This window comes from Achromobacter sp. MUI-25009338 (assembly GCF_057359325.1).
The window spans coordinates 5652191-5674962 of record NZ_CM170627.1; the positions used below are offsets into that span (position 1 = coordinate 5652191).

The window sequence follows — 22772 nt, forward strand, 5'->3', positions numbered from 1 at the left end:
CGAAGAACCGCCCGGCGCGCGGCGCCGGCCAGCCTCACTTACCGTCAGAGAACCGCATGACTCAACGCATCCAGCACCACGGCCTGCAAGTGGCGGCCAATCTCAGCCAATTCATCGAACAGGAAGCGCTGCCCGGCACCGGCCTGGATGCCGATGCGTTCTGGCAGGGTTTCGCCGCCCTGGTGCAAGACCTGGCCCCCAAGAACCGCAAGCTGCTGGCCGAGCGCGACCGCCTGCAGGCCGAGCTCGACGCCTGGCACCGCGCCCATCCGGGCCCCATCGCCGACCCGGCCGCCTACCGCAAATTCCTCGAAGGCATCGGCTACCTGCTGCCGCAGCCGGCCAGCGTGCGCGCCAGCACCGACCGCGTCGACACCGAGATCTCGCAGCAGGCCGGCCCGCAGCTGGTGGTGCCCATGTCCAACCCGCGCTATGCGCTGAACGCCGCCAACGCGCGCTGGGGCAGCCTGTACGACGCCCTCTACGGCACCGACGCCATCCCCGCCACGCCGGGCGACACCGGCGGCGGCTACAACCCGCAGCGCGGCGCGGCCGTCATCGCGCGCGCCCGCGCCTTCCTGGACGGCGCCGCCCCGCTGGCCCAGGGCTCGCACGCCGACGCGCGCGGCTACAGCGTCGAAGGCGGCCAGCTGCGCGTGGCGCTGGCCGACGGCGCCACCGGCCTGAAGTCGCCCGCCCAGTTCGCCGGCTACCAGGGCCCGGCCTCCGCCCCCACGGCCATCCTGCTGGTCAACAACGGCCTGCATTTCGAGATCCAGATCGACCGCGCCCACGCCATCGGCAGCACCGACGCCGCCGGCGTGAAGGACGTGGTGGTCGAGGCCGCGCTGACCACCATCATGGACTGCGAGGACTCGGTCGCCGCCGTCGACGCGGACGACAAGGTGCAGATCTACCGCAACTGGCTCGGCCTGATGAAGGGCGACCTCACCGAGGAAGTCACCAAGGGCGGCAAGACCTTCACCCGCAAGCTGAACCCGGACCGCCAGTACACCCGCCCCGACGGCTCGCCGCTGACCCTGCACGGCCGCTCGCTCATGTTCGTGCGCAACGTCGGCCACCTGATGACCAACCCGGCCATCCTGGACCGCGACGGCCAGGAAATCCCCGAAGGCATCCTGGACGCGGTGGTCACCAGCCTGGCCGCCCTGGCCGACCGCGAGCGCAAGCTGAACTCGCGCACCGGCTCGGTCTACATCGTCAAGCCCAAGATGCACGGCCCGGCCGAGGCCGCGTTCGCCAGCGAGCTGTTCGACCGCGTCGAAGACCTGCTGAAGCTGCCGCGCAACACCCTGAAAATGGGCATCATGGACGAGGAGCGCCGCACCAGCATCAACCTCAAGGCCTGCATCGAGGCCGCCGCCAGCCGCGTGGCCTTCATCAACACCGGCTTCCTGGACCGCACCGGCGACGAAATGCACTCCAGCATGGAAGCCGGCCCGATGATGCGCAAGGGCGACATGAAGTCCACCGCCTGGATCGCCGCCTACGAACGCAACAACGTGCTGGTCGGCCTGGACGCCGGCCTGCGCGGCCGCGCCCAGATCGGCAAGGGCATGTGGGCCATGCCGGACATGATGGCCGCCATGCTGGAACAGAAGATCGCGCATCCCAAGGCCGGCGCCAACACCGCCTGGGTGCCCTCGCCCACGGCCGCCACGCTGCACGCGCTGCACTACCACCAGGTCGACGTGCAGGCGGTGCAGCAGGAACTGGAACGCACCAGCCTGGACAGCGTGCGCGACGAACTGCTGCAGGGCCTGCTGACCGTGCCGGTGGGCGACCCGTCCAAATGGTCGGCCGCCGACATCCAGCAGGAGCTGGACAACAACGTGCAGGGCATCCTGGGCTACGTGGTGCGCTGGATCGACCAGGGCGTGGGCTGCTCCAAGGTGCCCGACATCCATAACGTCGGCCTGATGGAAGACCGCGCCACGCTGCGCATCTCCAGCCAGCACATCGCCAACTGGCTGCGCCACGGCATCACCAACCGCGACCAGGTCATGGAAACCTTCAAGCGCATGGCCAAGGTGGTCGACGGCCAGAACGCCGGCGATCCGCTCTACCGCCCCATGGCCGGCCACTTCGACACCTCGCTGGCCTTCAAGGCGGCCTGCGCGCTGGTGTTCGAAGGCCTGACGCAGCCCAACGGCTACACCGAGCCGCTGCTGCACAAGTACCGCCTGGAGTTCAAGGCCGCCCAGGCCTGAGCGCCGCGATGCCAACAGGCCGGACAGCGCCGCTGTCCGGCCTTTTTTGTCGCCGGGGGGCAGCAAGCACGCGTAGCGTGCGCGGCGTGGGGGCTTTTTTTGTCTGCCGGAAAAAAAATCGGCGCCTTTTTCGCACGGTCGTGCTAAATTTGCCTCATGACCGCCAAAACCGAGAAAAGCGAACTGACCTTCGCGGCCATCGTCGACGCCGCGCTGGACATGGCCGCCGCGCAGGGCCTGGAAAGCCTGTCGCTGGGCCAGGTCGCCCGGCGCCTGGGCATCAGCAAGAGCGGCGTGTTCTCGCGCGTGGGCTCGCTCGAGGCCCTGCAGCAGGCGGTGTTGGACGAGTACGACCGGCGCTTCGTGGCCGCGGTCTTCACCCCCGCGATGGCCTACGCCCGCGGCCTGCCGCGGCTCAACGCCCTGGTGTCGCTGTGGATAGACCGCGCCAGCAACGTCGAAATGCTGACCGGCTGCATCTACGTGGCCGGGGCCTTCGAGTACGACGACGTCGAATCGCCGCTGCGCAGCGTGCTGGAGCACAATCTGCGGCGCTGGCGCGCGGCCATGGTCCGCACCGTGAACCAGGCGCTGGAAGCCGGCCACCTGCGCCCGGACACCGACCCCGAACAGCTGGTGTTCGAGGTCTACAGCCTGATGATCGGCCTGATGCACGACGCGCGCTTCCTGCGCGACCCCAAGGCCCACGACCGCGTGCGGGCCGCCTATGAACGCCTGATTTCCACCTACCGCAGCTTCAAGTACATCGGATAGCGCCGCCCGGACGCACCGGCGCGGCGCTTTGCTTACGCTCAATTTCGCACGGTCGTGCGAAACACTCGGGAGCCTTACATGTGGATATTGATCGCCCTCATCGCGCTGGCCGCCGGCCTGCGTCTCTGGCTGCTATGGCGCGCCCTGCTGCGGCAACTGCCCGACCGCCCCGAGCATCTGGTACTTTTCTAGATTGCCATGGCCGTCCCGTTCTATATTTTCGGTTCGCCCCTACCGAACGTCGTCATGCCGCGCTCCTGCCATCTATTGATCATCGACCCGCAGAACGACTTCTGCGACCTGCCTCCCGCCTACCTGCCCACCGATCCGCTGACGGGCGCCGCGCTTGCGCCGGCCCTGCCGGTCGCCGGCGCGCACCAGGACATGCTGCGGCTGGCGCGCTTCATCGACGCCGCCGCCCCCGCCCTGACCGCCATCACCGTCACGCTGGATTCCCACCACCGGCTCGATATCGCCCACCCGACGTTCTGGTGCACCGGCGACGGCCAGCCGGTGGCGCCGTTCACGCCGATCACCGCGGCCCAGGTGCGCGCCGGCGCGTTCCGCCCGCGCCATGCCGACGACCTGCCGCGCACCCTGTCCTACCTGGACGAACTGGAGGCGCGCGGCCGCTACACGCTGATGGTCTGGCCCGTGCACTGCGAGATCGGCACGTGGGGCCACAACGTGCATGCGGACGTGCGCGCCGCCTACAGCCGCTGGGAAGACGAGCGCCAGTTCATCGTGCGCAAGGTCCCCAAGGGCGTGAATCCCTGGACCGAGCACTACAGCGCGCTGATGGCCGAAGTGCCCGACGCCGACGATCCCCGCAGCCAGCTCAACCGCGGCCTGCTCGACGCGCTGGACCGCGCCGAGATCATCCTGGTCGCCGGCGAAGCCGGCAGCCACTGCGTCAAGGCCACCGTCGAACACCTGGCCGAGCACCTGCCCGGCCGCGAGCTGTCGCGGCTGGTGCTGTTGACCGACTGCATGAGCCCCGTGGCCGGCTTCGCCGACGCGCAGGCGGCGTTCCAGCAGCGCATGCGGGACCTGGGCGTGCAGCAGCGCACCAGCGTCGACATGGCGCGCGCCCTGCTTGTGGAGTAGGGGGTGGGCGGCGCCCGATGGGTTGCGCGCGTTCGAAATATGAGTTTTTGCTCAGAAAATCTCGCGCTACACCCATCCTACGGTCTCACCACCGTAGGATGGGTGTAGCGCGAGACATTCGGAATGAGAAACCAACCGGCAAGCGCGCGCAACCCATCGGGCGCCACAAACTAGACCGCGCCCTCGCATTGCACATACAACGCGCCGATCGCCTCGCACAGGGCGGCGGGCTGCTGGAACAGGCGCGACACCAGGATGCAGCCCTGCACCGTCGCGAACACCGCGCGGCCGGCCGCCTCGGGGGTGCCGGAAAACTTCATCGTGCCTTGCGCCGCGCCTTCGGCCAGCACGCGCGCCAGCCAGGCTTCGTGCGCCCGGAAGAAACCCTGCAAGGCGCCGCGCACCCGTTCCGGCAGGGAATTGACCTCGGCGGCCAGCATGCCGCCCAGGCACAGTTCGCCCGAACCGCAGGAACGCGATTCCATCAGCGACAGGTATTGGTCGAGCTGCGCCCGCGCGGGCTGCGCGGTGTCGATGCTGCGCACGGCGCCGAGCGCGCGCGCGCTGTAGGCTTCGACGGCTTCGTACAGCAGGTCGTCCTTGCCCGGAAAGTAATAGTGGATGCTGGACGTCTTCACGCCCACGTGCTCGGCCAGGTCGCGGTAACTGAAGCCGTTGCATCCGCGCGTGCGAATCAGCTTCTCGGCGTGGGCCAGTAGCAGTTCGCGAGTGGTGCTGGGGGTCGGAGTGTCCATGGCTGAATATTACCTACTAATAGGTCGATTCGTCATCGATGCGGCGGATTACGCCGCGGTAACGCCCGCGCGGGCCCCGGCGGGAAGATTCCCGCTTCCCGGGGCCCGCATGCGTCGGCATCACGCTCAGCCTTGCACGGGCGGATAGTCCAGCTCGCCGCTGTCGGTCAGGCCATGGGCGCGGGCGGCAGCCAGTTCCTGCTGCACCTGGGCGCGGGTCTTGTCGGCGCTGGCGGCGTAAGTCGTGGCGGCATAGCCTTCTTCGCCGAACTCCAGCTGGCCGGCGGCGCGGGCGGCGGCCAATTCCTGCTGCACCTGGGCGCGCGTCAGCGTGCTTTCGGTGTTCAGCGGCGGGGGATAGTCCAGCTCGCCGGCGTGGGCGGCGCCGATGAAGGAAGCGGACAGGATCAGGGCGGATACGAGGGTCTTCATGGTCGGGCTCCTAATGGATCGGTACGGCGATAGCGGTGTGAATGACGCTATCTATGTATAGATAGATGACGGGGAAAAAAACTCAGCCCTGCACCGGCGGGTAAGCCAGTTCGGCGCTGTCGGTCAGGCCTTGCGCGCGGGCGGCGGCCAGTTCCTGCTGCACCTGGGCGCGGGTCTTGTCGGCGCGGGCGGCGTAAGTCGTGGCGGCATAGCCTTCTTCGCCGAACGCGAGCTCGCCATTGGCGCGGGCGGCGGCCAGCTCCTGCTGCACCTGGGCGCGCGTCAGCGTGCTTTCCGTGTTCAGGGCGGGCGGATAGTCCAGTTCGCCGGCCTGGGCGGCGCCGATGAAGGAAGCGGACAGGATCAGGGCGGATACGAGGGTCTTCATGGTCAATCTCCGGATAAGGATGGTGTTGCTGTTCAAACAAACTATCTACTTATAGGTAGATAACTGGGTAAATAAAAAAAACGGACTACTGTATTTCTGGTTTCGACGGCGGCGGATTCGGTTGGTGTGCTGCGTCGATGGATGAATCTTATCTACTACTAGGTAGATAGCGCCAGCGGTTTTGTGAAACTGAATATTTCACACCCCCGCCAACAAACAAAAAGCCCGCGCCCCCAAGGGGACGCGGGCCTGTACCCGCCGTGAATTCACCCGGCTTAGAACGGAATATCGTCGTCCATGTCCGCCAGGTTGGCGCCGCTGCTGGCCGGGGCCGCCGCGGGGGCCGGGCGCTGCTGGGGCGCCGGGCGTTGCGCCGGGGCGCGCTGCTGGCGCGGGGCCTCGTCGAAGCCGCCGCCACCGCCGTAGCTGGCGCCGCCGCCGCTGCTGTCGTCGCGTCCGCCCAGCATCTGCATCTGGTCGGCGACGATTTCGGTGCTGTAGCGGTCGGCGCCGGTTTCCTTGTCCTGCCACTTGCGGGTCTTGAGGCGGCCTTCGATGTAGACCGAGCGGCCTTTTTTCAGATATTCGCCGGCGATTTCGGCCAGGCGGTTGTACATGACCACGCGGTGCCATTCCGTTTCTTCGCGGCGCTCGCCGGAAGCCTTGTCTTTCCAGGTGGAGGTGGTGGCAATGGACATATTGCAGATTGCCGCCCCGTCGGGGCTGTAGCGGACTTCCGGGTCGCGTCCCAGATTGCCCACGAGTATGACTTTGTTAACCGATGCCATGCCGTTGTCCCTCTGTTGTTGACAGCCTGCGCCTGTGCGTTGCCGCGGACGCGCCGGCAACAACATAAAAGCGATGTTGAAGACCGGCTTCATGAAACACGCCGGTCATCATTACGATGACCGGCGACGCCGGGTGAAGCCCTTGGATTGGTATGTATTATCGACGAAAAGAGTCCGGCGCGCCAAACGGAAATAGTGACAAAACCGTCCCCGTTGCTTCGGGATTTGCCCGCTGTTGGACGCCGTTCGGCGCGAGATCCGTGACTTTGCCGCCCACCAGGGTTTACGCCAGGGGCCGCAGCGCCCAGGTGACCGCCAGCCACAGCGCCGACAGCACGGCCGCGGCGATGAACACCGCGCTGGCCCCGGAATGCGCGGCCAGCCAGCCGCCCAGCGCGCCGCCGGCGAACAGGCCCGCGGCCTGGGCGGTGTTGTAGAAGCCCAGCGCCAGGCCCTTGTAGGCCTGCGGCGCCACCCGCGACACCAGCGAGGGCTGCAGGGCCTCCAGCACGTTGAACGCCACGAAAAAGCCCGTCAGCGCGATCGCCAGGGTATAGAAGCCGTGGCTGGCGGCCGGCAGCAGCGCGCACACCACGATCAGCCCCGCCACCGACGCGCGCAGCGCGCCGCGGTGGGCGCGGCGTTTTTCGGCGACGAACACCACGGGCACCATCAGCACGAAGGACACCAGGATCACCGGCAGATAGACCTTCCACAGGTCGCGCGCGTCCAGGCCGCCGGCCTGCGCCAGCAGCGCCGGCACCACCACGAACAGCGACACCTGGATCAGGTGCAGCACGAACACGCCGAAGTTCAGGCGCAGCAGGTCGCGGTGGGTCAGGACCTCGCGCGGCCTGGCCGCCTGCATGCTGCGGGCCTGCGTGCGCGGCACCACCGGCACGACGAAGCGCGCCACGGCCACACAGACGACGCCCAGGCAGGCGATGGTCCAGAACAGGCCCGACAGGCCCCACCAGCCCACCAGCACGGGCGAGAGCACCAGCGACACGGCGAAGGACAGGCCGATCGACCCGCCCACCATGGCCATGGCGCGCGTGCGCACCTCGTCGCGGGTGGCGTCCGCCAGCCAGGCGGTGACCGCCGCGGAGATCGCGCCGGCGCCCTGGATGGCGCGGCCGATGGTGATCCAGTAGACGTCCGGGGCCTGCGCGCAGACGACGCTGCCGATCACGAACAGCAGCAGGCCGAACAGGACCACCGGACGCCGCCCCCAGCGGTCGGACGCCAGGCCGAACGGGATCTGCATGAACGCCTGGGTCAGGCCGTACATGCCCAGCGCCAGGCCGACGCGGGCCGGGTCGTCGCCGCCCGGCATGCCGCTGGCGGCCACGGCGAACACGGGCAGCAACAGGAACAAGCCCAGCATCCGCGCGGCGAACAGGCCCGCCAGCGCCACGCTGGCGCGGCGCTCGGACGGGGTCAATTTCAGTTTTTTATCTGCCGGCATGCGGAAATTTCAACAATGACTGGGGCTATGCGCGCGCGTGGGAGTCATACGCTCACGGTCTGATTTGGCGGTGCGGCGCCGGCCCCGGGGCCTGCGAGGGCTGGAGGACTGCCCGGAACGCGAGGGGGGCCGGCGCGCTATAGTACCAAGTTGGCCTTTGAAACCGCTTAAGAGCCCGATGGACGCGATACGCATTCGGGGTGCCCGCACCCACAATCTCAAGAACGTCTCGCTGGACCTGCCGCGCCACAAACTGGTGGTCGTGACCGGCTTGTCCGGCTCGGGCAAGTCTTCCCTGGCGTTCGACACCCTGTACGCCGAGGGCCAGCGGCGCTACGTGGAGAGCCTGTCCGCCTACGCCCGCCAGTTCCTGCAGCTGATGGACAAGCCGGACGTGGACCTGATCGAGGGGTTGTCGCCGGCCATCTCGATCGAGCAGAAGGCCGCCGGGCACAACCCCCGCTCCACTGTCGGCACCATCACCGAAATCCACGACTACCTGCGCCTGCTGTACGCGCGGGTCGGCACGCCTTATTGCCCGGACCACGGCCTGCCGCTGCAGGCGCAAAGCGTCAGCCAGATGGTGGACGCGGCGCTGGCCTGGGCGCCCGAGACCCGGCTGGCGGTGCTGGCGCCGATCGCACGCGGCAAGAAAGGCAGTTTCGAGGACGAATGCGCCAGCCTGCAGGCGCAGGGCTATGTGCGCCTGCGCGTCGACGGCCAGATGATGGAAATCGACGGCATGGCGCCGCTGAAGAAGACCGAGAAGCACGATATCGACGTCGTCATCGACCGCCTGCGCATCCGGCCCGAAAGCAAGCAACGCCTGGCCGAGAGCTTTGAGACCGCCCTGCAGCTGGCCGACGGCCGCGCGCTGGCGCTGGACATGGACGGCGGGCGCGAACAGGTCTTCTCCAGCCGCTACGCCTGCCCGGTTTGCAGCCACAGCCTGCCCGAGCTGGAGCCGCGCCTGTTCAGCTTCAACAATCCCATGGGCGCCTGCCCCAGTTGCGACGGCATCGGCCAGGTCGGCTTCTTCGACCCCAAGCGCGTGGTCGCCTTCCCCGAACTGAGCCTGGCCGCCGGCGCCATCCGCGGCTGGGACCGCCGCAACGCGTTCACGCACTCGCTTTTGACCAGCCTGGCGGCGCACTACGAATTCGACATCGAAACGCCCTTCGAGGAGCTGCCCGAGGCGCTGCGCGACAAGGTGCTGTACGGCTCGGGCGACGAGGAAATCTCGTTTCTCTACCTCAACGAGAAAGGCCGCAGCACGGTCAAGCGCCACACGTTCGAGGGCGTGATCCCGAACCTGGAACGCCGCTGGCGCGAGACCGATTCGGCCACCGTGCGCGAGGAGCTGGGCAAGTACCGCAACATCAAGACCTGCCCGGACTGCGCCGGCTCGCGCCTGCGCCCCGAGGCGCGCAACGTGCTGATCGGCCAGGACCCGCGCGGCGGCGAGCGCCACGGCCAGGCCATCTACGAGGTCGAGGCCATGCCGCTGTCGACCTGCCTGGCGTGGTTCCGCGCGCTCAGCCTGACCGGCGCCAAGCAGGAGATCGCGCAGCGCATCGTGCGCGAGATCGAGGCGCGCCTGAGCTTTCTGAACAACGTGGGCCTGAACTACCTGTCGCTGGACCGCAGCGCCGACACCATCTCGGGCGGCGAGGCGCAGCGCATCCGCCTGGCCAGCCAGATCGGCTCGGGCCTGACCGGCGTGATGTACGTGCTGGACGAGCCCTCCATCGGCCTGCACCAGCGCGACAACGACCGCCTCATCGGCACCCTGCAGCACCTGCGCGACCTCGGCAACAGCGTCATCGTGGTCGAGCACGACGAGGACATGATCCGCATGGCCGACTGGGTCGTGGACATGGGCCCGGGCGCCGGCGAGCACGGCGGCGAAGTGGTGGCCCAGGGCGACCCCGACACGGTGCAGCGCGACCCGGCCTCGCTGACCGGCCAGTACCTCAGCGGCGCGCGCGCCATCGCGATTCCCGAGCGCCGCCCGGTCGGCGACGACCAGCCCTGGCTGGTGCTGTCGGGCGCCACCGGCAACAACCTGAAGAACGTGGACCTGCGCATCCCGGCGGGCCGCCTGGTCTGCGTGACCGGGGTTTCCGGATCGGGCAAGTCCACCCTGGTCAACGACACGCTGGCCGTCGCCGTCTCGCGCCAGCTGCACCACGCGCAAAGCGAGCCCGCCCCCTACGCCTCGATGCAGGGGCTGGAGAATTTCGACAAGATCATCAGCGTGGACCAGAGCCCCATCGGGCGCACGCCGCGCAGCAACCCGGCCACCTACACGGGCCTGTTCACGCCCATCCGCGAGCTTTTCGCCGGCGTGCCCGAGGCGCGCACCCGCGGCTACGATCCGGGGCGCTTCAGCTTCAACGTCAAGGGCGGGCGCTGCGAGGCCTGCCAGGGCGACGGCGTGGTCAAGGTAGAGATGCACTTCCTGCCGGACATGTACGTGCCCTGCGACGTCTGCCACGGCAAGCGCTACAACCGCGAGACGCTGGAGATCCGCTACCGCGGCCGCAACATCAGCGAGGTGCTGGACCTGACGGTGGAGCAGGCGCTCGAATACTTCGAGTCCGTGCCGGCCATCGCGCGCAAGCTGCACACGCTGATCGACGTGGGCCTGTCCTACATCCGGCTGGGCCAGAGCGCCACCACCCTGTCCGGCGGCGAGGCGCAGCGCGTGAAGCTGTCGCAAGAACTGTCGCGCCGCAGCACCGGCCGCACGCTGTACATCCTGGACGAGCCCACCACGGGCTTGCATTTCCGCGATATCGAGCTACTTTTGCAGGTGCTGAACCAGCTGGTCGACAGCGGCAACACGGTGCTCATCATCGAGCACAACCTGGACGTCATCAAGACGGCCGACTGGATCGTCGACATGGGCCCCGAGGGCGGCGACGGCGGCGGCCGCGTGGTCGCCCAGGGCACGCCCGAGGAGGTCGCCGCCACCGAGGCCAGCCACACCGGCCAGTACCTGGGCAAGCTGCTGCGCCGCACCGCGCAACAATCGTGACCACTCTCAACCCATAAGGGGACCCGCGGCATGTACACCCTGATCATCGCCAACAAGAACTACTCTTCCTGGTCCATGCGGCCGTGGATCGCGCTGCGCGCCGCCGGCATCCCCTTCGAAGAGCAGAAGCTCGCCTTGTTCTCCGAGGCGTTCGCGCAACGCCTGGGCGCGCTCACGCCGGCGGGCCTGGTGCCCGTGCTGCTGGACGGCGACTTCGCGGTCTGGGATTCGCTGGCCATCTGCGAGTACGCGGCGGAACGCCATCCCGAGGCGCAGCTGTGGCCGCAGGACGCGCGCGCCCGCGCGCGGGCGCGCTCGCTGTCCGCCCAGATGCACAGCGGCTTCGGCGCGCTGCGCCAGGCGCTGCCGATGAACATCGAAGCCCATCTGCCCGGCATCGACCTGCCCGAGGCCGCGCGCCAGGACATCGCCCGCATGCAGGCCCTCTGGCAGGACACCCGCGCCGAATTCGGCCGTGGCGGGCCGTTCCTGTTCGGCGCGTTCTCCATCGCCGACGCCTTTTTCGCGCCCGTGGTGTCGCGCTTCACCACCTACGGCATCGCAGCCGCCGGCCCGGTGCGCGACTACATGGACGCCGTGCTGGCCCTGCCCGCCATGCAGTCGTGGATGCAGGAAGCCCGCGCCGAAGCCACCTTCGTGCCCGAGGACGAGCCGTACCGCAAGCACCGGTGATGCGCCGTCACGACATCTCGAACAGGCGCCGGTGCTCCCGGATCGCGTAGCGATCCGTCATGCCGGCGATGTAGTCGGCGATGGCGCGGGGCTGCTGGTCCGGCGCCGGGCGGCGGTAGTCGGGCGGCAGCAGGCGCGGATCTTCCAGGAAGGCGACGAACAGTTCGCGCACGATGCGGCGCGCCTTGGTGGTCATGCGCAGCACGCGGTAGTGGCGGTACAGGTTGTCGAACAGGAATTTCTTCAGCTGATCGGCCTCGCGCCGGATTTCTTCGGAAAAGCTCGCCAGCGGCGGGGCGCGGCGCACGTCGTCGGCGCTGGCCGGCGCGTATTCGCGGATGCGCGCCAGCGAGGTGCGCGTCAGGTCGACGATCAGCGTGTTGATCATCCGCCGTATGGTTTCGGCCACCGCGCGGCGCGGCGCCAGGCCGGGATAGCGCAGCAGCACGTGGGCGTGGTGGCGCTCGAAGATCGACACCTCCTGCAGCTGCTCCAGCGTGATCAGGCCGGAACGCAGGCCGTCGTCGATGTCGTGGTTGTTGTAGGCGATCTCGTCGGCCAGATTGGCCAGCTGCGCTTCCAGCGAGGGCTGGGTGCGGTTGAGGAAGCGCTCGCCCACTTCGCCCAGCTGGCGCGCGTGGGCCGCCGAGCAATGCTTCAGGATGCCCTCGCGCGTTTCGAAGCACAGGTTCAGGCCGTTGAAGTCCGCATAGCGTTCCTCCAGCTCGTCCACCACGCGCAGGCTCTGCAGGTTGTGCTCGAAGCCGCCGGCCTCGGGCGCCAGTTCGCGCATGCAGGCGTTCAGCTCGTCCTGGCCGGCATGGCCGAAAGGCGTATGGCCCAGGTCGTGGGCCAACGAGATGGCTTCGGTCAGGTCTTCCGACAGGCCCAGGCTGCGGGCCAGGGTGCGCGCGATCTGCGCGACTTCCAGGCTGTGCGTCAGCCGGGTGCGGAACAGGTCGCCTTCGTGGTTGACGAAGACCTGGGTCTTGTACTCCAGGCGCCGGAAAGCGCCCGAATGCACGATGCGGTCGCGGTCGCGCTGGAATTCGGTTCGGTTTTCCGGCGGCGGCTCGGCATAGGTCCGTCCGCGCGATTGAGACGGGTGGGATGCATAGGAAGCCAGTTCTTTCATCTGCAACACCGCCCTCCTCGCGGTTATTGGGTGGTGCGGGCCAGCACGGCGCGCACGGCATCGTCGGGCGCCGCCTGGATGACGGCCGCGCCGATGCGGTTCATGAGCACGTAGCGGATCGAGCCGCCCTCGGTTTTCTTGTCCACCTGCATGAGTTCCAGCCACCGGTCCGCGCCCAGGTCCGGCGCCACGGCCGGGCAGCCGATGGCGGCCACCAGGGCGCGCACGCGGGCCACGTCGTCGCGGTCGAACCCGGCCACGTCGGCGGAAAGCTCGGCGGCCTGCACCATGCCGCAGCCCACCGCCTCGCCGTGCAGCCAGGCGCCGTAGCCCAGCCCCGATTCGATGGCGTGGCCGAAGGTGTGGCCCAGGTTCAGGATGGCGCGCAGCCCGGATTCGCGTTCGTCCTTGCCCACCACCTGCGCCTTCAGCTCGCAGGAGCGGCGGATGGCGTAGGCGATGGCGTCCGGGTCCAGCGCGCGCAGCTTCTGCACGTTTTCCTCGCACCAGGCCCAGAAGCCGGCGTCCAGGATCAGCCCGTACTTGATGACTTCGGCCAGGCCCGCCGATACCTCGCGCGCCGGCAGCGTGCCCAGCACGTCGGTGTCGATCTCGACGGCGATCGGCTGGTAGAAGGCGCCGATCATGTTCTTGCCCAGCGGATGGTTGACGGCGGTCTTGCCGCCGACCGAGGAGTCCACCTGGGCCAGCAGCGTCGTGGGCACCTGCAGGAAGCGCACGCCGCGCATGTAGACCGCGGCGGCAAAGCCGGTCATGTCGCCGATCACGCCGCCGCCCAGCGCCACCAGCACGCAGCGCCGGTCCAGGCGCTGCGCCAGCAGCGCGTCGAAGATCAGGTTCAGCGACTGCCAGTCCTTGTAGGCCTCGCCGTCGGGCAGCTCGATGCGCAGCACCCGCTTGCCGCTGCGGGCCAGCGCGGCTTCGGCGCGCTCGCCGTACAGGGCGGCCACGGTGGGATTGGTCACCACGGCGATGGCGGTGGCGTCGGCCGGAATGCACTGGTCCAGGGCGTCCAGGCGGCCCGGGCCGATATGGATGGGATAGCTCCCGCCCGGGGTTTCGACGTCGACTACGTTCATATGCGCTTCTCGAAGGCTTGCAGTTGGGGCAGCAGGGCCTTGACCAGGGTGTGGACGGGCATGGTGCCGGTTTCCACGACCATGTCGGCCACTTCTTTGTAAAGGGGTTCGCGCAGCGTCATCAGCTCGCGCAGGGTGCCGCGCGGGTCGGCGGTGGCCAGCAGCGGACGGTTGCGGTCGCGGCAGGTGCGGCGGAACAGTTCGTCCACGCTGGCCCGCAGATAGACCACGATGCCGCGCTCGTGCAGGCGCTGGCGGTTTTCCGCCGCCAGGATGGCGCCGCCGCCGGTGGCGAGAATAATGTTGCGCCGTTGGGTACACTCTTCCAAGGCGGCAGCTTCCCGGCGACGGAAACCGGCTTCGCCTTCGATTTCGAAGATTACCGGCACCCGCACGCCGCAACGCGCCTCGAGCTCATGATCCAGATCCACAAACTCGCGCCCCAGCGCACGCGCCAGGCCACGGCCGATGGTGGTCTTGCCCGCGCCCATCATGCCCACCAGGAAGACGGGCAGATCGTGCGGCAGCGACGCGGTCGCGCCTGCGCACTCCGCGGCACAAGGCGGATTTTCGGGCGTCTCGCCGGGGGACGCCGGGTCCGGGGCAGCCTCCGGACATGAGATAGCGGAAACGTTCATGCCGGCATTATCACATTGCCCGCAAGTTGCCCGCGCACCACACTGCACAATCTTGTTACAGAAACCGGTCCCCCGCGCTAAGCCCCGACCGGAGATACCCGTAAAATCGCCGCGATGAGCAAGCCCCAGAATTCCTCCAAGAAAGACAAGCCCTCGAAGAGCGGCTCCCCGATACTGCGATTCTTCGTCAAGACCGGCATCTTCTGTGCCGGCCTGTTCCTGTGCGGCGTGCTGCTGGCGGGAATGGCGCTGGCGCTGGCCTGGCCCAACCTGCCCGACCTGCACGCCATGACGGACTATCGCCCGCGGGTGCCGCTGCGCGTCTACACGGCGGACAAGGTGCTGATCGGCGAATTCGGCGAAGAGCGCCGCAACGTGCTGCGCTTCAACGAGATTCCCGACGTCATGAAATCCGCGGTGCTGGCCGCCGAGGACGACCGCTTCTACCAGCACGGCGGCATCGACTGGGCCGGCGTGGTGCGCGCGGGCCTGACCAACCTGATCAACATGTCGAAGACGCAGGGCGCCAGCACCATCACCATGCAGGTGGCGCGCAACTTCTACCTGACGTCGGAAAAGACCTACTCGCGCAAGTTCTACGAGCTGCTGCTGACCTTCAAGATCGAATCCGAGCTCAGCAAGGACCAGATCCTGGAGCTCTACATGAACCAGATCTACCTGGGCCACCGCGCCTACGGCTTCGCCGCCGCCTCGCGCACCTATTTCGGCAAGCCCCTGTCCGAGGTGACCCCGGCCGAGGCCGCCATGCTGGCCGGCATCCCCAAGGCGCCTTCGCGCTTCAACCCGATCGCCAACCGCCCCCGCGCCGAACTGCGCCAGCGCTACGTGCTGAGCCGCATGCATTCGCTGGGCTACCTGACCGAGCCTGAATACAAGCAGGCCCTGGCCCAGCCCATCGTCATGAAGTCGGCCGAAGGCACGCCGGCCGGCGGCTATTCCATCCACGGCGAATACGTGGCCGAGCTGGCGCGCCAGCTGCTGTACAACGTGTACCAGGACAACGTCTATTCGCGCGGCATCAATATCTACACCACGGTGCACTCCAAGGACCAGGAAGCCGCCTACCGCGCCGTGCGCGAAGGCGTGCTGCAATACACCCGCCGCGCGCCCTACCCCGGTCCCGAAGAGCAGCTCGAACTGCCGGCCGGCGTCGAAAACAACCCGCAGGCGCTGGACGATTTCCTGGACGGCGTGTTCGACAAGTTCAGCGACAGCGGCGACCTGCTGACCGCGGTGGTGCTGTCGGCCAGCCCCACCGAAGTGAAACTGGCGCGCAGCTCGCGCGAGATCATCACGGTCACCGACAAGAAGGTGCTGGGCGTGGTGGCGCGCGCGCTCAACGACAAGGCCAAGCCCGAGCAGCGCATCAAGCGCGGCTCGGTGGTCTATATCCGCAAGTTCGGCGACAACTGGGAAATCATCAACCTGCCTTCGGTGCAGGCGGCCTTCGTGGCGCTGGCGCCGCAGGACGGCGCCATCCGCGCCATGGTGGGCGGCTTCGATTTCTACCGCGGCAACTTCAACCGCGTGACCCAGGCCTGGCGCCAGCCCGGCTCGAACATCAAGCCGTTCATCTACGCCGCCTCGCTGGAGCGCGGCCTGACCCCGGGCACGCAGATCTCCGACCAGCCCTTCATGCTGACCGCCGAGCAGACCGGCTCCAAGGCCTGGAACCCGAAGAACTACGGCAACCAGTACGAGCCCATGCTGACCCTGCGCCAGGGCCTGTACAAATCCAAGAACATGGTGTCGATCCGTATCCTGCAGGCCATCGGCCCGCAATACGCGCAGGACTACCTGACCCGCTTCGGCTTCGACAAGGCCCGCCAGCCGGCCGTGCTGCCCCTGGCCCTGGGCGCGGGCTCGGTCACGCCGCTGCAGCTGGCCGGCGCGTTCTCGGTGTTCGCCAACGGCGGCTACCGCGTCACGCCCTACCTGATCGACCGCGTCACCGACAGCAGCGGCAAGGTCATCATGCAGGCCAAGCCGGTCGTGGCCGGCGACGAGCAGGCCCGCGCCATCGACCCGCGCACCGCCTGGGTCATGGACGACATCCTGCGCGGCGTGGCCACCTACGGCACCGCCGCCCGCGCCCGCGCGCTGCTCAAGCGCAGCGACATCGCCGGCAAGACCGGCACCACCAACGAATCCGTGGACGCCTGGTTCTCGGGCTACACCCCCTCGCTGGTCGCCACCGCGTGGCTGGGCTTCGACCAGCCCAAGTCGCTGGGCTCGCGCGAAACCGGCGGCGGCGTGGCCATGCCGATCTGGGTCGACTACATGCAGGACGTGCTCAAGGGCGTGCCCGAAGAGAAGCCGCGCCCCCGCCCCGATGGCCTGCTGGTGGAAAACGGCGAGTTCTATTTCTCCGAATTCCCGCCGGGCCAGGCCGTCGCGCGCCTGGGCCTGCCCGAGGCCGACACGCTGGGCGAGTTCCTCAACGGCCTGAACGGCAGCACCAACGAGGACACCCGCATCAAGGTCGCGCCGGGCGTCGGCTCCCAGAAGCCCGCCCCCTGGTCGCAACAGATCCAGTTCTGATCGCGCAAATGCAAAAACCGGCCCGAGGGGCCGGTTTTTTTTAAAGGATGGACCACAAGATCTGTGCCCGTAGGATGGGTGCAGCGCGAGACCGTCTACGCAAAAACTCGACCGTCGAACGCGCGGAACCCATCGGGCGGCGCCAGCCGCCCCCGCCGCGCAGGGGTTACCCGCCTACAGCCGTATCGTCACCGGCACGCCGGCAGCCGCGGAACAGATTTGCGACAAAGCATCCGGCAATTGCGGCCCGCCTCGAGTATCGTTCCAGTGCAGGCCGTCGTAACGGTAGTGGAAGCCGCCGCTGCGCGCGGCGACCCACAGCTCCTGCATGGCGGCCTGGCTGTTCACCACGACGTGGGTGTTGTCCTCGAAAACCATGGTCAGCACATTGCCGCTGCGGCTGGTTTCGACATCGACGTCGAGCGAAGCCGCCCAGTCATCGGCCTGGCTTTCGATGCTGTCCAGCACCTGGTCGATCAACGCAAGAAATTCGGTTTCGGTCATAATCGAGCCTGCAAGAATTACGGAGTTCCCAGTGTTCCAATTGGCATTCAGCCGCATGGCTCTTCGCATTGTAGCCACGCTCGTGACGACCGGCATGCTGGCGGCCTGCGGGTACAAGGGGCCGTTGTACATGCCGACTCCCGACGGCAAGCCGCCGCGCGACTCCCAGCCGCAACCCTCGGTGCCGATCCCGCCGGCGCCCCCCGTGCTATGACCGCCCGGTTTCCAGCGCAGCCGGAACTGGCGGGCCATCCGTACTTCCAGTTCCGCAACAACGTCCTCTACGCCGAGGACGTGCCGCTGGATCACCTGGCCGAGCGGCTGGGCACCCCGTTGTACGTTTATTCGCGCGCCGCGCTCAAGGCCGCCTGGCAGGCCTACCACAGCGCCGTCGGGCAGCGCCCGGTGCTGGTCTGCTACGGCATGAAGGCCAATTCCAACCTGGCCGTGCTCAAGGAATTCGCGCGCCTGGGCGCGGGCTTCGACATCGTCTCGGGCGGCGAGCTCAAGCGCGCCCTGGCGGTCGGCGCCGATCCGGCCCGCATCGTGTTTTCGGGCGTGGGCAAGCAGGCCTGGGAGATGCGCGACGCGCTGGCGGCCGGGGTCAAGTGCTTCAATGTCGAATCCGAGGCCGAGCTGCGCCTGCTGTCGCAGGTCGCCCAGGACATGGGCGCGCGCGCGCCGGTTTCGCTGCGGGTCAATCCCGACGTGGACGCGCAGACCCACCCGTACATCTCCACCGGCCTGAAAGAAAACAAGTTCGGCATCGCCATCGAATCGGCGCTGGCGGTGTATCGCAGCGCGCAGGCGCTGCCCGCGCTGGAAATCGTGGGCGTGGACTGCCATATCGGCTCGCAGCTGACCGAGATCGGCCCCTACCTGGACGCGCTGGACAAGCTGCTGGACCTGATCGACCGGCTGGCGCAGGCCGGCATCGCGATCCGGCACCTGGACCTGGGCGGCGGGCTGGGCATCCGCTACGCGGATGAAACTCCGCCCTCGCCGCGCGCCCTGCTCGACCCCGTCTTCGAACGCCTGCAGGCCCGCGGCCTGGGCCATCTGCACCTGGTGCTGGAGCCCGGCCGCTCGCTGGTCGGCAACGCCGGCGTGCTGCTGACGACGGTGCAATACCTGAAGCATGCCGAGGCGCGCAATTTCGCCATCGTCGACGCCGCCATGAACGACCTGCTGCGTCCGGCGCTGTACGACGCCTTCCACGGCGTGCGCCCGGTGCATCCGCGCGCCGGCGAGCCAACCCTCTACGACATCGTGGGCCCGGTCTGCGAAAGCGCCGACTGGCTGGCCAGGCAGCGCAAGCTCGCGATCGAGGCCGGCGACCTGCTGGCGGTGGAATCCGCCGGCGCCTACAGCATGGCCATGGCCAGCAACTACAACACCCGCCCGCGCGCGGCCGAGGTCATGGTCGACGGCGACCAGTACTACGTGGTGCGCCGGCGCGAAACGCTGGACGACCTGCTACGCGGAGAATCGACGCTGTAGGATGGGTGCAGCGCCAGAGTCCTTAAGCAAGAACCCCAACGTTCACCGCGCGGAACCCATCAGGCGGCGCAAGCCGCCGATTTTCGTGGCAGGCGCAAATGCCGGCACCCGTCAAAGCTCCCCGTACGAGTGCAGCCCCGACAGGAACATGTTCACCCCCAGGAACGCGAACCCGGTGATCAGCAGCCCCATCAGCGCCCAGTAGGCCGCCATGGTGCCGCGCAGGCCCTTGATCAGGCGCATGTGCAGCCAGGCCGCGTAGTTGAGCCAGACGATCAGCGCCCAGGTCTCCTTGGGGTCCCACTGCCAGTACGCGCCCCAGGCGTCGGCCGCCCACAGCGCGCCCAGGATGGTGGCGACGGTGAAGAACGCGAAGCCGATGGCGATGGCGCGATACATGATGTCGTCCAGCACCTCCAGCGACGGCAGCACCGCGGCGATGCGGCGGCGGCCCAGCAGGATGGCGCCCACGATCACCGCGCCCACGCCGAAATACAGCATCCAGGTGGCCGACAGGCCATCGGTGCGGAACACCATGGGCTCGGCCGCCAGCAGCACGCCCAGCACGAACAGCGGCGCCAGCTTGGCCCAGGACGTGGTCTGCCCGTGCTGCTTGACCAGGTAGGCGAAGCCCACCATGGCGGCCAGCGAGAACGTGCCGTAGCCGATGAAGTTGGCCGGCACGTGCAGCTTCATCCACCAGCTCTTCAAGGCCGGCACCAGCGGCTGGATCTGCCCGGCGTCGCGCGTGAACGAATACCACAGCAGGAACACGGCGGCCGAGGTCACCACCAGCAGCACGAAGCCGCCCAGCGCGCGCGTGGCGTACTTGCGTTCGTAATACAGGTAGAACAGCGCCGTGATCAGCGCGAACAGCACGAAGACTTCGTACAGGTTGCTGACCGGGATGTGGCCCAGGTCCGGGCCCATCAGGTGACCCTCGCGCCAGCGCACCAGCAGGCCGGTCACGCCGGCGAACACCGCGCCCCAGGTCAGGGCCGTGCCGAGCCAGGCGGCGGTGGGGCTGAACACCCCGATCCAGTAGCACACCGTGGCCAGCGCGAACAGCGCGCACATCCACAGAATGGCGGATTGCGAAGAGAACAGGTATTTCAGGAAGAACACCTGCTCGGCGCGGGCCAGGTCGTTGCCGTACAGCATCAGGGCCAGCCCGGCGGCGATGGCACAGGCCACCATCAGCCGGCGCAGCGGACGCCACAGCCAGCCCATCCAGGCCAGCACCGGCACCGTGCCGCACAGGATGATCTTCTCGTAGTAGTCCATCGCGCCGCTGTAGCGGGTCAGCGCGAAGGCCGCCCCCGCCGACAGCAGCAGGAAGAAGACGATGTCGGTCCAGTCGGGCCGGCCGCGCCGCGCGCGGCTGTCGCCGGTTTCGGACAGCTGGTCCTGCCAGAGCAGGTCCGGCGGCGTGGAATGGGTGGTGGTCGTCGTGGACATAGGGAACCTTAAGACCTCTTGTGGCGCAACAGCGCCTGCTTGAAGCGTTCGAACTCCTGGTTGAAGTCCAGTGTACGCTTCTGGGACGTCATGGCCGCCAGCACGCTGCTGCCGCCGTCTTGCGGCTTGATCCAGATCCAGATGCGGCGATCACGAATATAGAACATCGCGAACACGCCCAGCACCAGCAGCAGGCTGCCCAGGTACACCGTGTTCTTGCCGGGGGTGCGGCTGACCTGGAACACGCTGGCCTGCACGTGCTGGAAGTCCGCCAGCGACAGGAACACCGGCGCCGGATAAACAGTCAGGTCCGACAGCGCCGCCACCGCCAGGCGCGACCAGACCGCGGCCTGTTCGGCGTCGGGGCCGGAAGCCGCCACCGGCGGCAGGCCGGCGCGCTCGCGCTCGACGGCGCGCAGCTCGTTCATGCTGGCGCCGATCAGCCGTATCACCACGTCGGCCGCCCGCTCCAGGTCCTGGGCCGGCGTGTTGGCCTGCAGGAACGCCGCCACGGCCTGCAGGCCGCCCGAGGCGAAGGTGTCCAGCGCGCGTTCGGCGGCCGTCTGCAGCGGCTGGCGATCCGTGCCCGACGGGCTGTTGCGCTCGGCGAAGCGGCGCGCCGCCTCCTTGCGGGCGGCCGGATCGGCCAGCGTGGCGCGCAGGCGCATGAATTCGCCGATGGAACTGTCGGCGTCGGCGGGGATGCGCAGGTAGCGGAACGGCTCGGAGGCGTTGTTGCGCACCCCGGCCAGGAACACCGAAGCGCCGTCCAGTTCGACCGGCAGCATGTAATTCTGGAATTCGTGGGCCTGGCCGGCGTCGTCGATCAGCTTGTATTCGACGCTGGGACCGACGTTGCGCAGGTTTTCGTTCTTCTTGCCGGCGGCGCTGCCCGAGACCGAAGCCACATGCTCGGCGAAGCTCTGGTTCGCGCCCTTGGGCGTGCCGCCGGTCAGGTCCTCGACGTTGATCGGCCGCAGGGCCGTGATCTCGATGCCCATGCTGCGCGGGCCGGAAGCTGTGTGAGCGGTTACTTCGGATTTCTTGCCCACGGTGCCGTCCACCGCGAAAGGCGTGGCCTCGGCACCGACCAGCGGGTAGCCCTTCAGCACCACCGTGCTGCCGCCGTCGTCGAAGCTGGACTGGTAGACCGTCATGCCCTTGAAACGCAGCGGCTCGTTGACCTCGATGGTGGAATCGAAGGTCTTGCCGGTGTCGGGATCGGTCACCTCCACCTCGCTCGCGAAGCGGCTGGGCATGCCGGTCGAGTAGTAATCGACCACGAACTTCTTGAGCCTGAGCGAGAACGGCATGGGCTGCACCAGGGCGCCGTCGCCCACCATCACGACCGCGGTGCTGGCCTGGCTGCCCTCGGGCACCAGCACGCTGGCGCGAAAGCTCGGGTTGTTCACCGACAGGCGCCCGCTTTCGGGCACCTCGGAGATCAGCATGTTCTCGACGATGGGCTTTTTGCCGCCGAACATGACCTGCAGCCGCACCGGCAGTTCGCTGTCGAGCAGCCCGCCGATGCAGATGATGACCAGCGCCGAGTGCGCGAACACATAGCCCAGCCGGTTGGCGCTGCCCTTCTTGGCCGCCAGCAGCACGCCGTCCTGGTCCTGGCGTTCGCGCACCGCGTATCCCAGCCCGCCCAGCAGCTTCTTCAGGCCGGCCGCGGTCTGCGGCACGTCGGTGGCGGCGTCCGTTTCCACCCGGTGGGGGAAGGCGCGCAGGCTGCCGACGCGCACGTGCTCGCGAAACGAACGCGCGTCGCGCAGCATCTTGGGCGCGTTGCGGATCAGGCAGACCGAGGTCGACACGACCAGGAACGCCATGATCAGCAGGAACCACCAGCTGTTATAGACGTGCCAGATCGAGAACTTGTCGAACACTTCGAACCAGAACGGGCCGAACTGGTCGATGTAATTGCTGGACGCGCGGTTCTGCTGCAGCACCGTTCCCACCAGGCTCGCCACGCAGATGAACATCAGCAGGCTGACGGCAAAACGCATCGAGCCCAGCAATTCGAAGAAATCGCCGGGCAGGGTGCGCAGGGAGGGACGGGTATGTGTACGGGCTGAATTCATGAAAAAAGGGGGGCCGCGCTATCGGCTACCCCCCTCATAGACAGCGCGCGGCGGACTCAGGTTCCGTCGCGCTCGGTTGCAGGGCGCGGACCAGCCGCGCGCGTTGCGGGCA

General features: G+C 68.0%; 19 protein-coding genes. 8 read left to right on the top strand and 11 right to left on the bottom strand.

What is annotated here, in order from left to right; translation table 11 throughout:
- The first annotated feature begins 56 nt into the window (after positions 1 to 56).
- The 3 genes from AC1IQ6_RS26765 to AC1IQ6_RS26775 all read left to right on the top strand — a co-directional run bounded on the left by AC1IQ6_RS26765 (position 57) and on the right by AC1IQ6_RS26775 (position 4112).
- A complete protein-coding gene (locus AC1IQ6_RS26765; protein WP_102775067.1) occupies positions 57 to 2231 on the top strand; it encodes a malate synthase G in 2175 nt (724 codons plus the stop codon).
- A gap of 156 nt (positions 2232 to 2387) precedes the next feature.
- Positions 2388 to 3005 (top strand): TetR/AcrR family transcriptional regulator, encoded by a 618-nt coding sequence (locus AC1IQ6_RS26770; RefSeq protein WP_102775066.1) that lies wholly within the window; start codon positions 2388 to 2390, stop codon positions 3003 to 3005.
- Positions 3006 to 3251: 246 nt separating this feature from the next.
- Positions 3252 to 4112 carry a cysteine hydrolase family protein gene (locus AC1IQ6_RS26775; protein ID WP_102775371.1) on the top strand — a complete coding sequence of 287 codons (861 nt, stop codon included), beginning with the start codon at positions 3252 to 3254 and terminating at the stop codon, positions 4110 to 4112.
- A gap of 170 nt (positions 4113 to 4282) precedes the next feature.
- Here AC1IQ6_RS26775 and AC1IQ6_RS26780 read toward each other — a convergent pair whose 3' ends face one another.
- The 5 genes from AC1IQ6_RS26780 to AC1IQ6_RS26800 form a co-directional block, all read right to left on the bottom strand.
- On the bottom strand, positions 4283 to 4867 hold the full coding sequence (locus tag AC1IQ6_RS26780; RefSeq protein WP_102775063.1) for a TetR/AcrR family transcriptional regulator: 585 nt from the start codon (positions 4865 to 4867) through the stop codon (positions 4283 to 4285).
- 126 nt (positions 4868 to 4993) lie between these two features.
- Positions 4994 to 5299 carry a DUF4148 domain-containing protein gene (locus AC1IQ6_RS26785; protein WP_102775062.1) on the bottom strand — a complete coding sequence of 102 codons (306 nt, stop codon included), beginning with the start codon at positions 5297 to 5299 and terminating at the stop codon, positions 4994 to 4996.
- A gap of 82 nt (positions 5300 to 5381) precedes the next feature.
- Positions 5382 to 5687, bottom strand: a complete 306-nt coding sequence (locus AC1IQ6_RS26790) for a DUF4148 domain-containing protein (RefSeq protein WP_111826946.1) — start codon at positions 5685 to 5687, stop codon at positions 5382 to 5384.
- Positions 5688 to 5962: 275 nt separating this feature from the next.
- Positions 5963 to 6475: a single-stranded DNA-binding protein gene (gene ssb, locus AC1IQ6_RS26795; protein ID WP_102775061.1), complete on the bottom strand. Its 513-nt coding sequence runs from the start codon at positions 6473 to 6475 to the stop codon at positions 5963 to 5965.
- A gap of 283 nt (positions 6476 to 6758) precedes the next feature.
- The gene (locus AC1IQ6_RS26800) at positions 6759 to 7943 is read right to left on the bottom strand and encodes an MFS transporter (RefSeq protein WP_102775060.1); all 1185 of its coding nucleotides are present in this window, start codon (positions 7941 to 7943) and stop codon (positions 6759 to 6761) included.
- Between the two features lie 178 nt (positions 7944 to 8121).
- On the opposite strand from AC1IQ6_RS26800, the gene uvrA reads away from it, so the two are divergent.
- Positions 8122 to 10983: an excinuclease ABC subunit UvrA gene (gene uvrA / locus AC1IQ6_RS26805; protein WP_102775059.1), complete on the top strand. Its 2862-nt coding sequence runs from the start codon at positions 8122 to 8124 to the stop codon at positions 10981 to 10983.
- 30 nt (positions 10984 to 11013) lie between these two features.
- Positions 11014 to 11676, top strand: coding sequence for a glutathione S-transferase family protein (locus tag AC1IQ6_RS26810; RefSeq protein ID WP_102775058.1), 663 nt, complete (start codon positions 11014 to 11016; stop codon positions 11674 to 11676).
- Between the two features lie 7 nt (positions 11677 to 11683).
- On the opposite strand, the gene AC1IQ6_RS26815 is transcribed toward AC1IQ6_RS26810, so the two are convergent.
- The 3 genes from AC1IQ6_RS26815 to AC1IQ6_RS26825 are packed head-to-tail and all read right to left on the bottom strand — an operon-like array spanning position 11684 to position 14549.
- Positions 11684 to 12811: a deoxyguanosinetriphosphate triphosphohydrolase gene (locus AC1IQ6_RS26815; RefSeq protein WP_102775370.1), complete on the bottom strand. Its 1128-nt coding sequence runs from the start codon at positions 12809 to 12811 to the stop codon at positions 11684 to 11686.
- 23 nt (positions 12812 to 12834) lie between these two features.
- Positions 12835 to 13911 carry a 3-dehydroquinate synthase gene (gene aroB, locus AC1IQ6_RS26820; RefSeq protein ID WP_102775057.1) on the bottom strand — a complete coding sequence of 359 codons (1077 nt, stop codon included), beginning with the start codon at positions 13909 to 13911 and terminating at the stop codon, positions 12835 to 12837.
- Entirely contained in the window at positions 13908 to 14549 is a 642-nt protein-coding gene (locus tag AC1IQ6_RS26825; protein ID WP_111826949.1) for a shikimate kinase, read from the bottom strand. Before AC1IQ6_RS26825 ends, aroB begins: the two co-directional genes overlap by 4 nt.
- Positions 14550 to 14663: 114 nt before the next feature.
- Here AC1IQ6_RS26825 and AC1IQ6_RS26830 point away from each other — a divergent pair, with 114 nt between their 5' ends.
- On the top strand, positions 14664 to 17111 hold the full coding sequence (locus AC1IQ6_RS26830) for a penicillin-binding protein 1A (RefSeq protein ID WP_102775056.1): 2448 nt from the start codon (positions 14664 to 14666) through the stop codon (positions 17109 to 17111).
- A 174-nt stretch (positions 17112 to 17285) separates the two neighbouring features.
- Here the strand turns inward: AC1IQ6_RS26830 and cyaY are convergent, their stop codons facing one another.
- A complete protein-coding gene (gene cyaY, locus AC1IQ6_RS26835) occupies positions 17286 to 17615 on the bottom strand; it encodes an iron donor protein CyaY (protein ID WP_043541608.1) in 330 nt (109 codons plus the stop codon).
- Positions 17616 to 17670: 55 nt separating this feature from the next.
- On the opposite strand from cyaY, the gene lptM reads away from it, so the two are divergent.
- Together lptM and lysA are read left to right on the top strand one after the other, a co-directional pair.
- Entirely contained in the window at positions 17671 to 17829 is a 159-nt protein-coding gene (lptM, locus tag AC1IQ6_RS26840) for an LPS translocon maturation chaperone LptM (RefSeq protein WP_280638477.1), read from the top strand.
- On the top strand, positions 17826 to 19115 hold the full coding sequence (gene lysA / locus AC1IQ6_RS26845) for a diaminopimelate decarboxylase (protein ID WP_209165909.1): 1290 nt from the start codon (positions 17826 to 17828) through the stop codon (positions 19113 to 19115). The genes lptM and lysA overlap by 4 nt, the downstream gene beginning before the upstream one ends.
- Positions 19116 to 19226: 111 nt before the next feature.
- Here the strand turns inward: lysA and ccsB are convergent, their stop codons facing one another.
- Positions 19227 to 20573: a c-type cytochrome biogenesis protein CcsB gene (gene ccsB / locus AC1IQ6_RS26850; protein ID WP_168202286.1), complete on the bottom strand. Its 1347-nt coding sequence runs from the start codon at positions 20571 to 20573 to the stop codon at positions 19227 to 19229.
- Between the two features lie 8 nt (positions 20574 to 20581).
- Positions 20582 to 22660: a cytochrome c biogenesis protein ResB gene (locus AC1IQ6_RS26855; RefSeq protein WP_181391043.1), complete on the bottom strand. Its 2079-nt coding sequence runs from the start codon at positions 22658 to 22660 to the stop codon at positions 20582 to 20584.
- Positions 22661 to 22772: the final 112 nt, after the last annotated feature.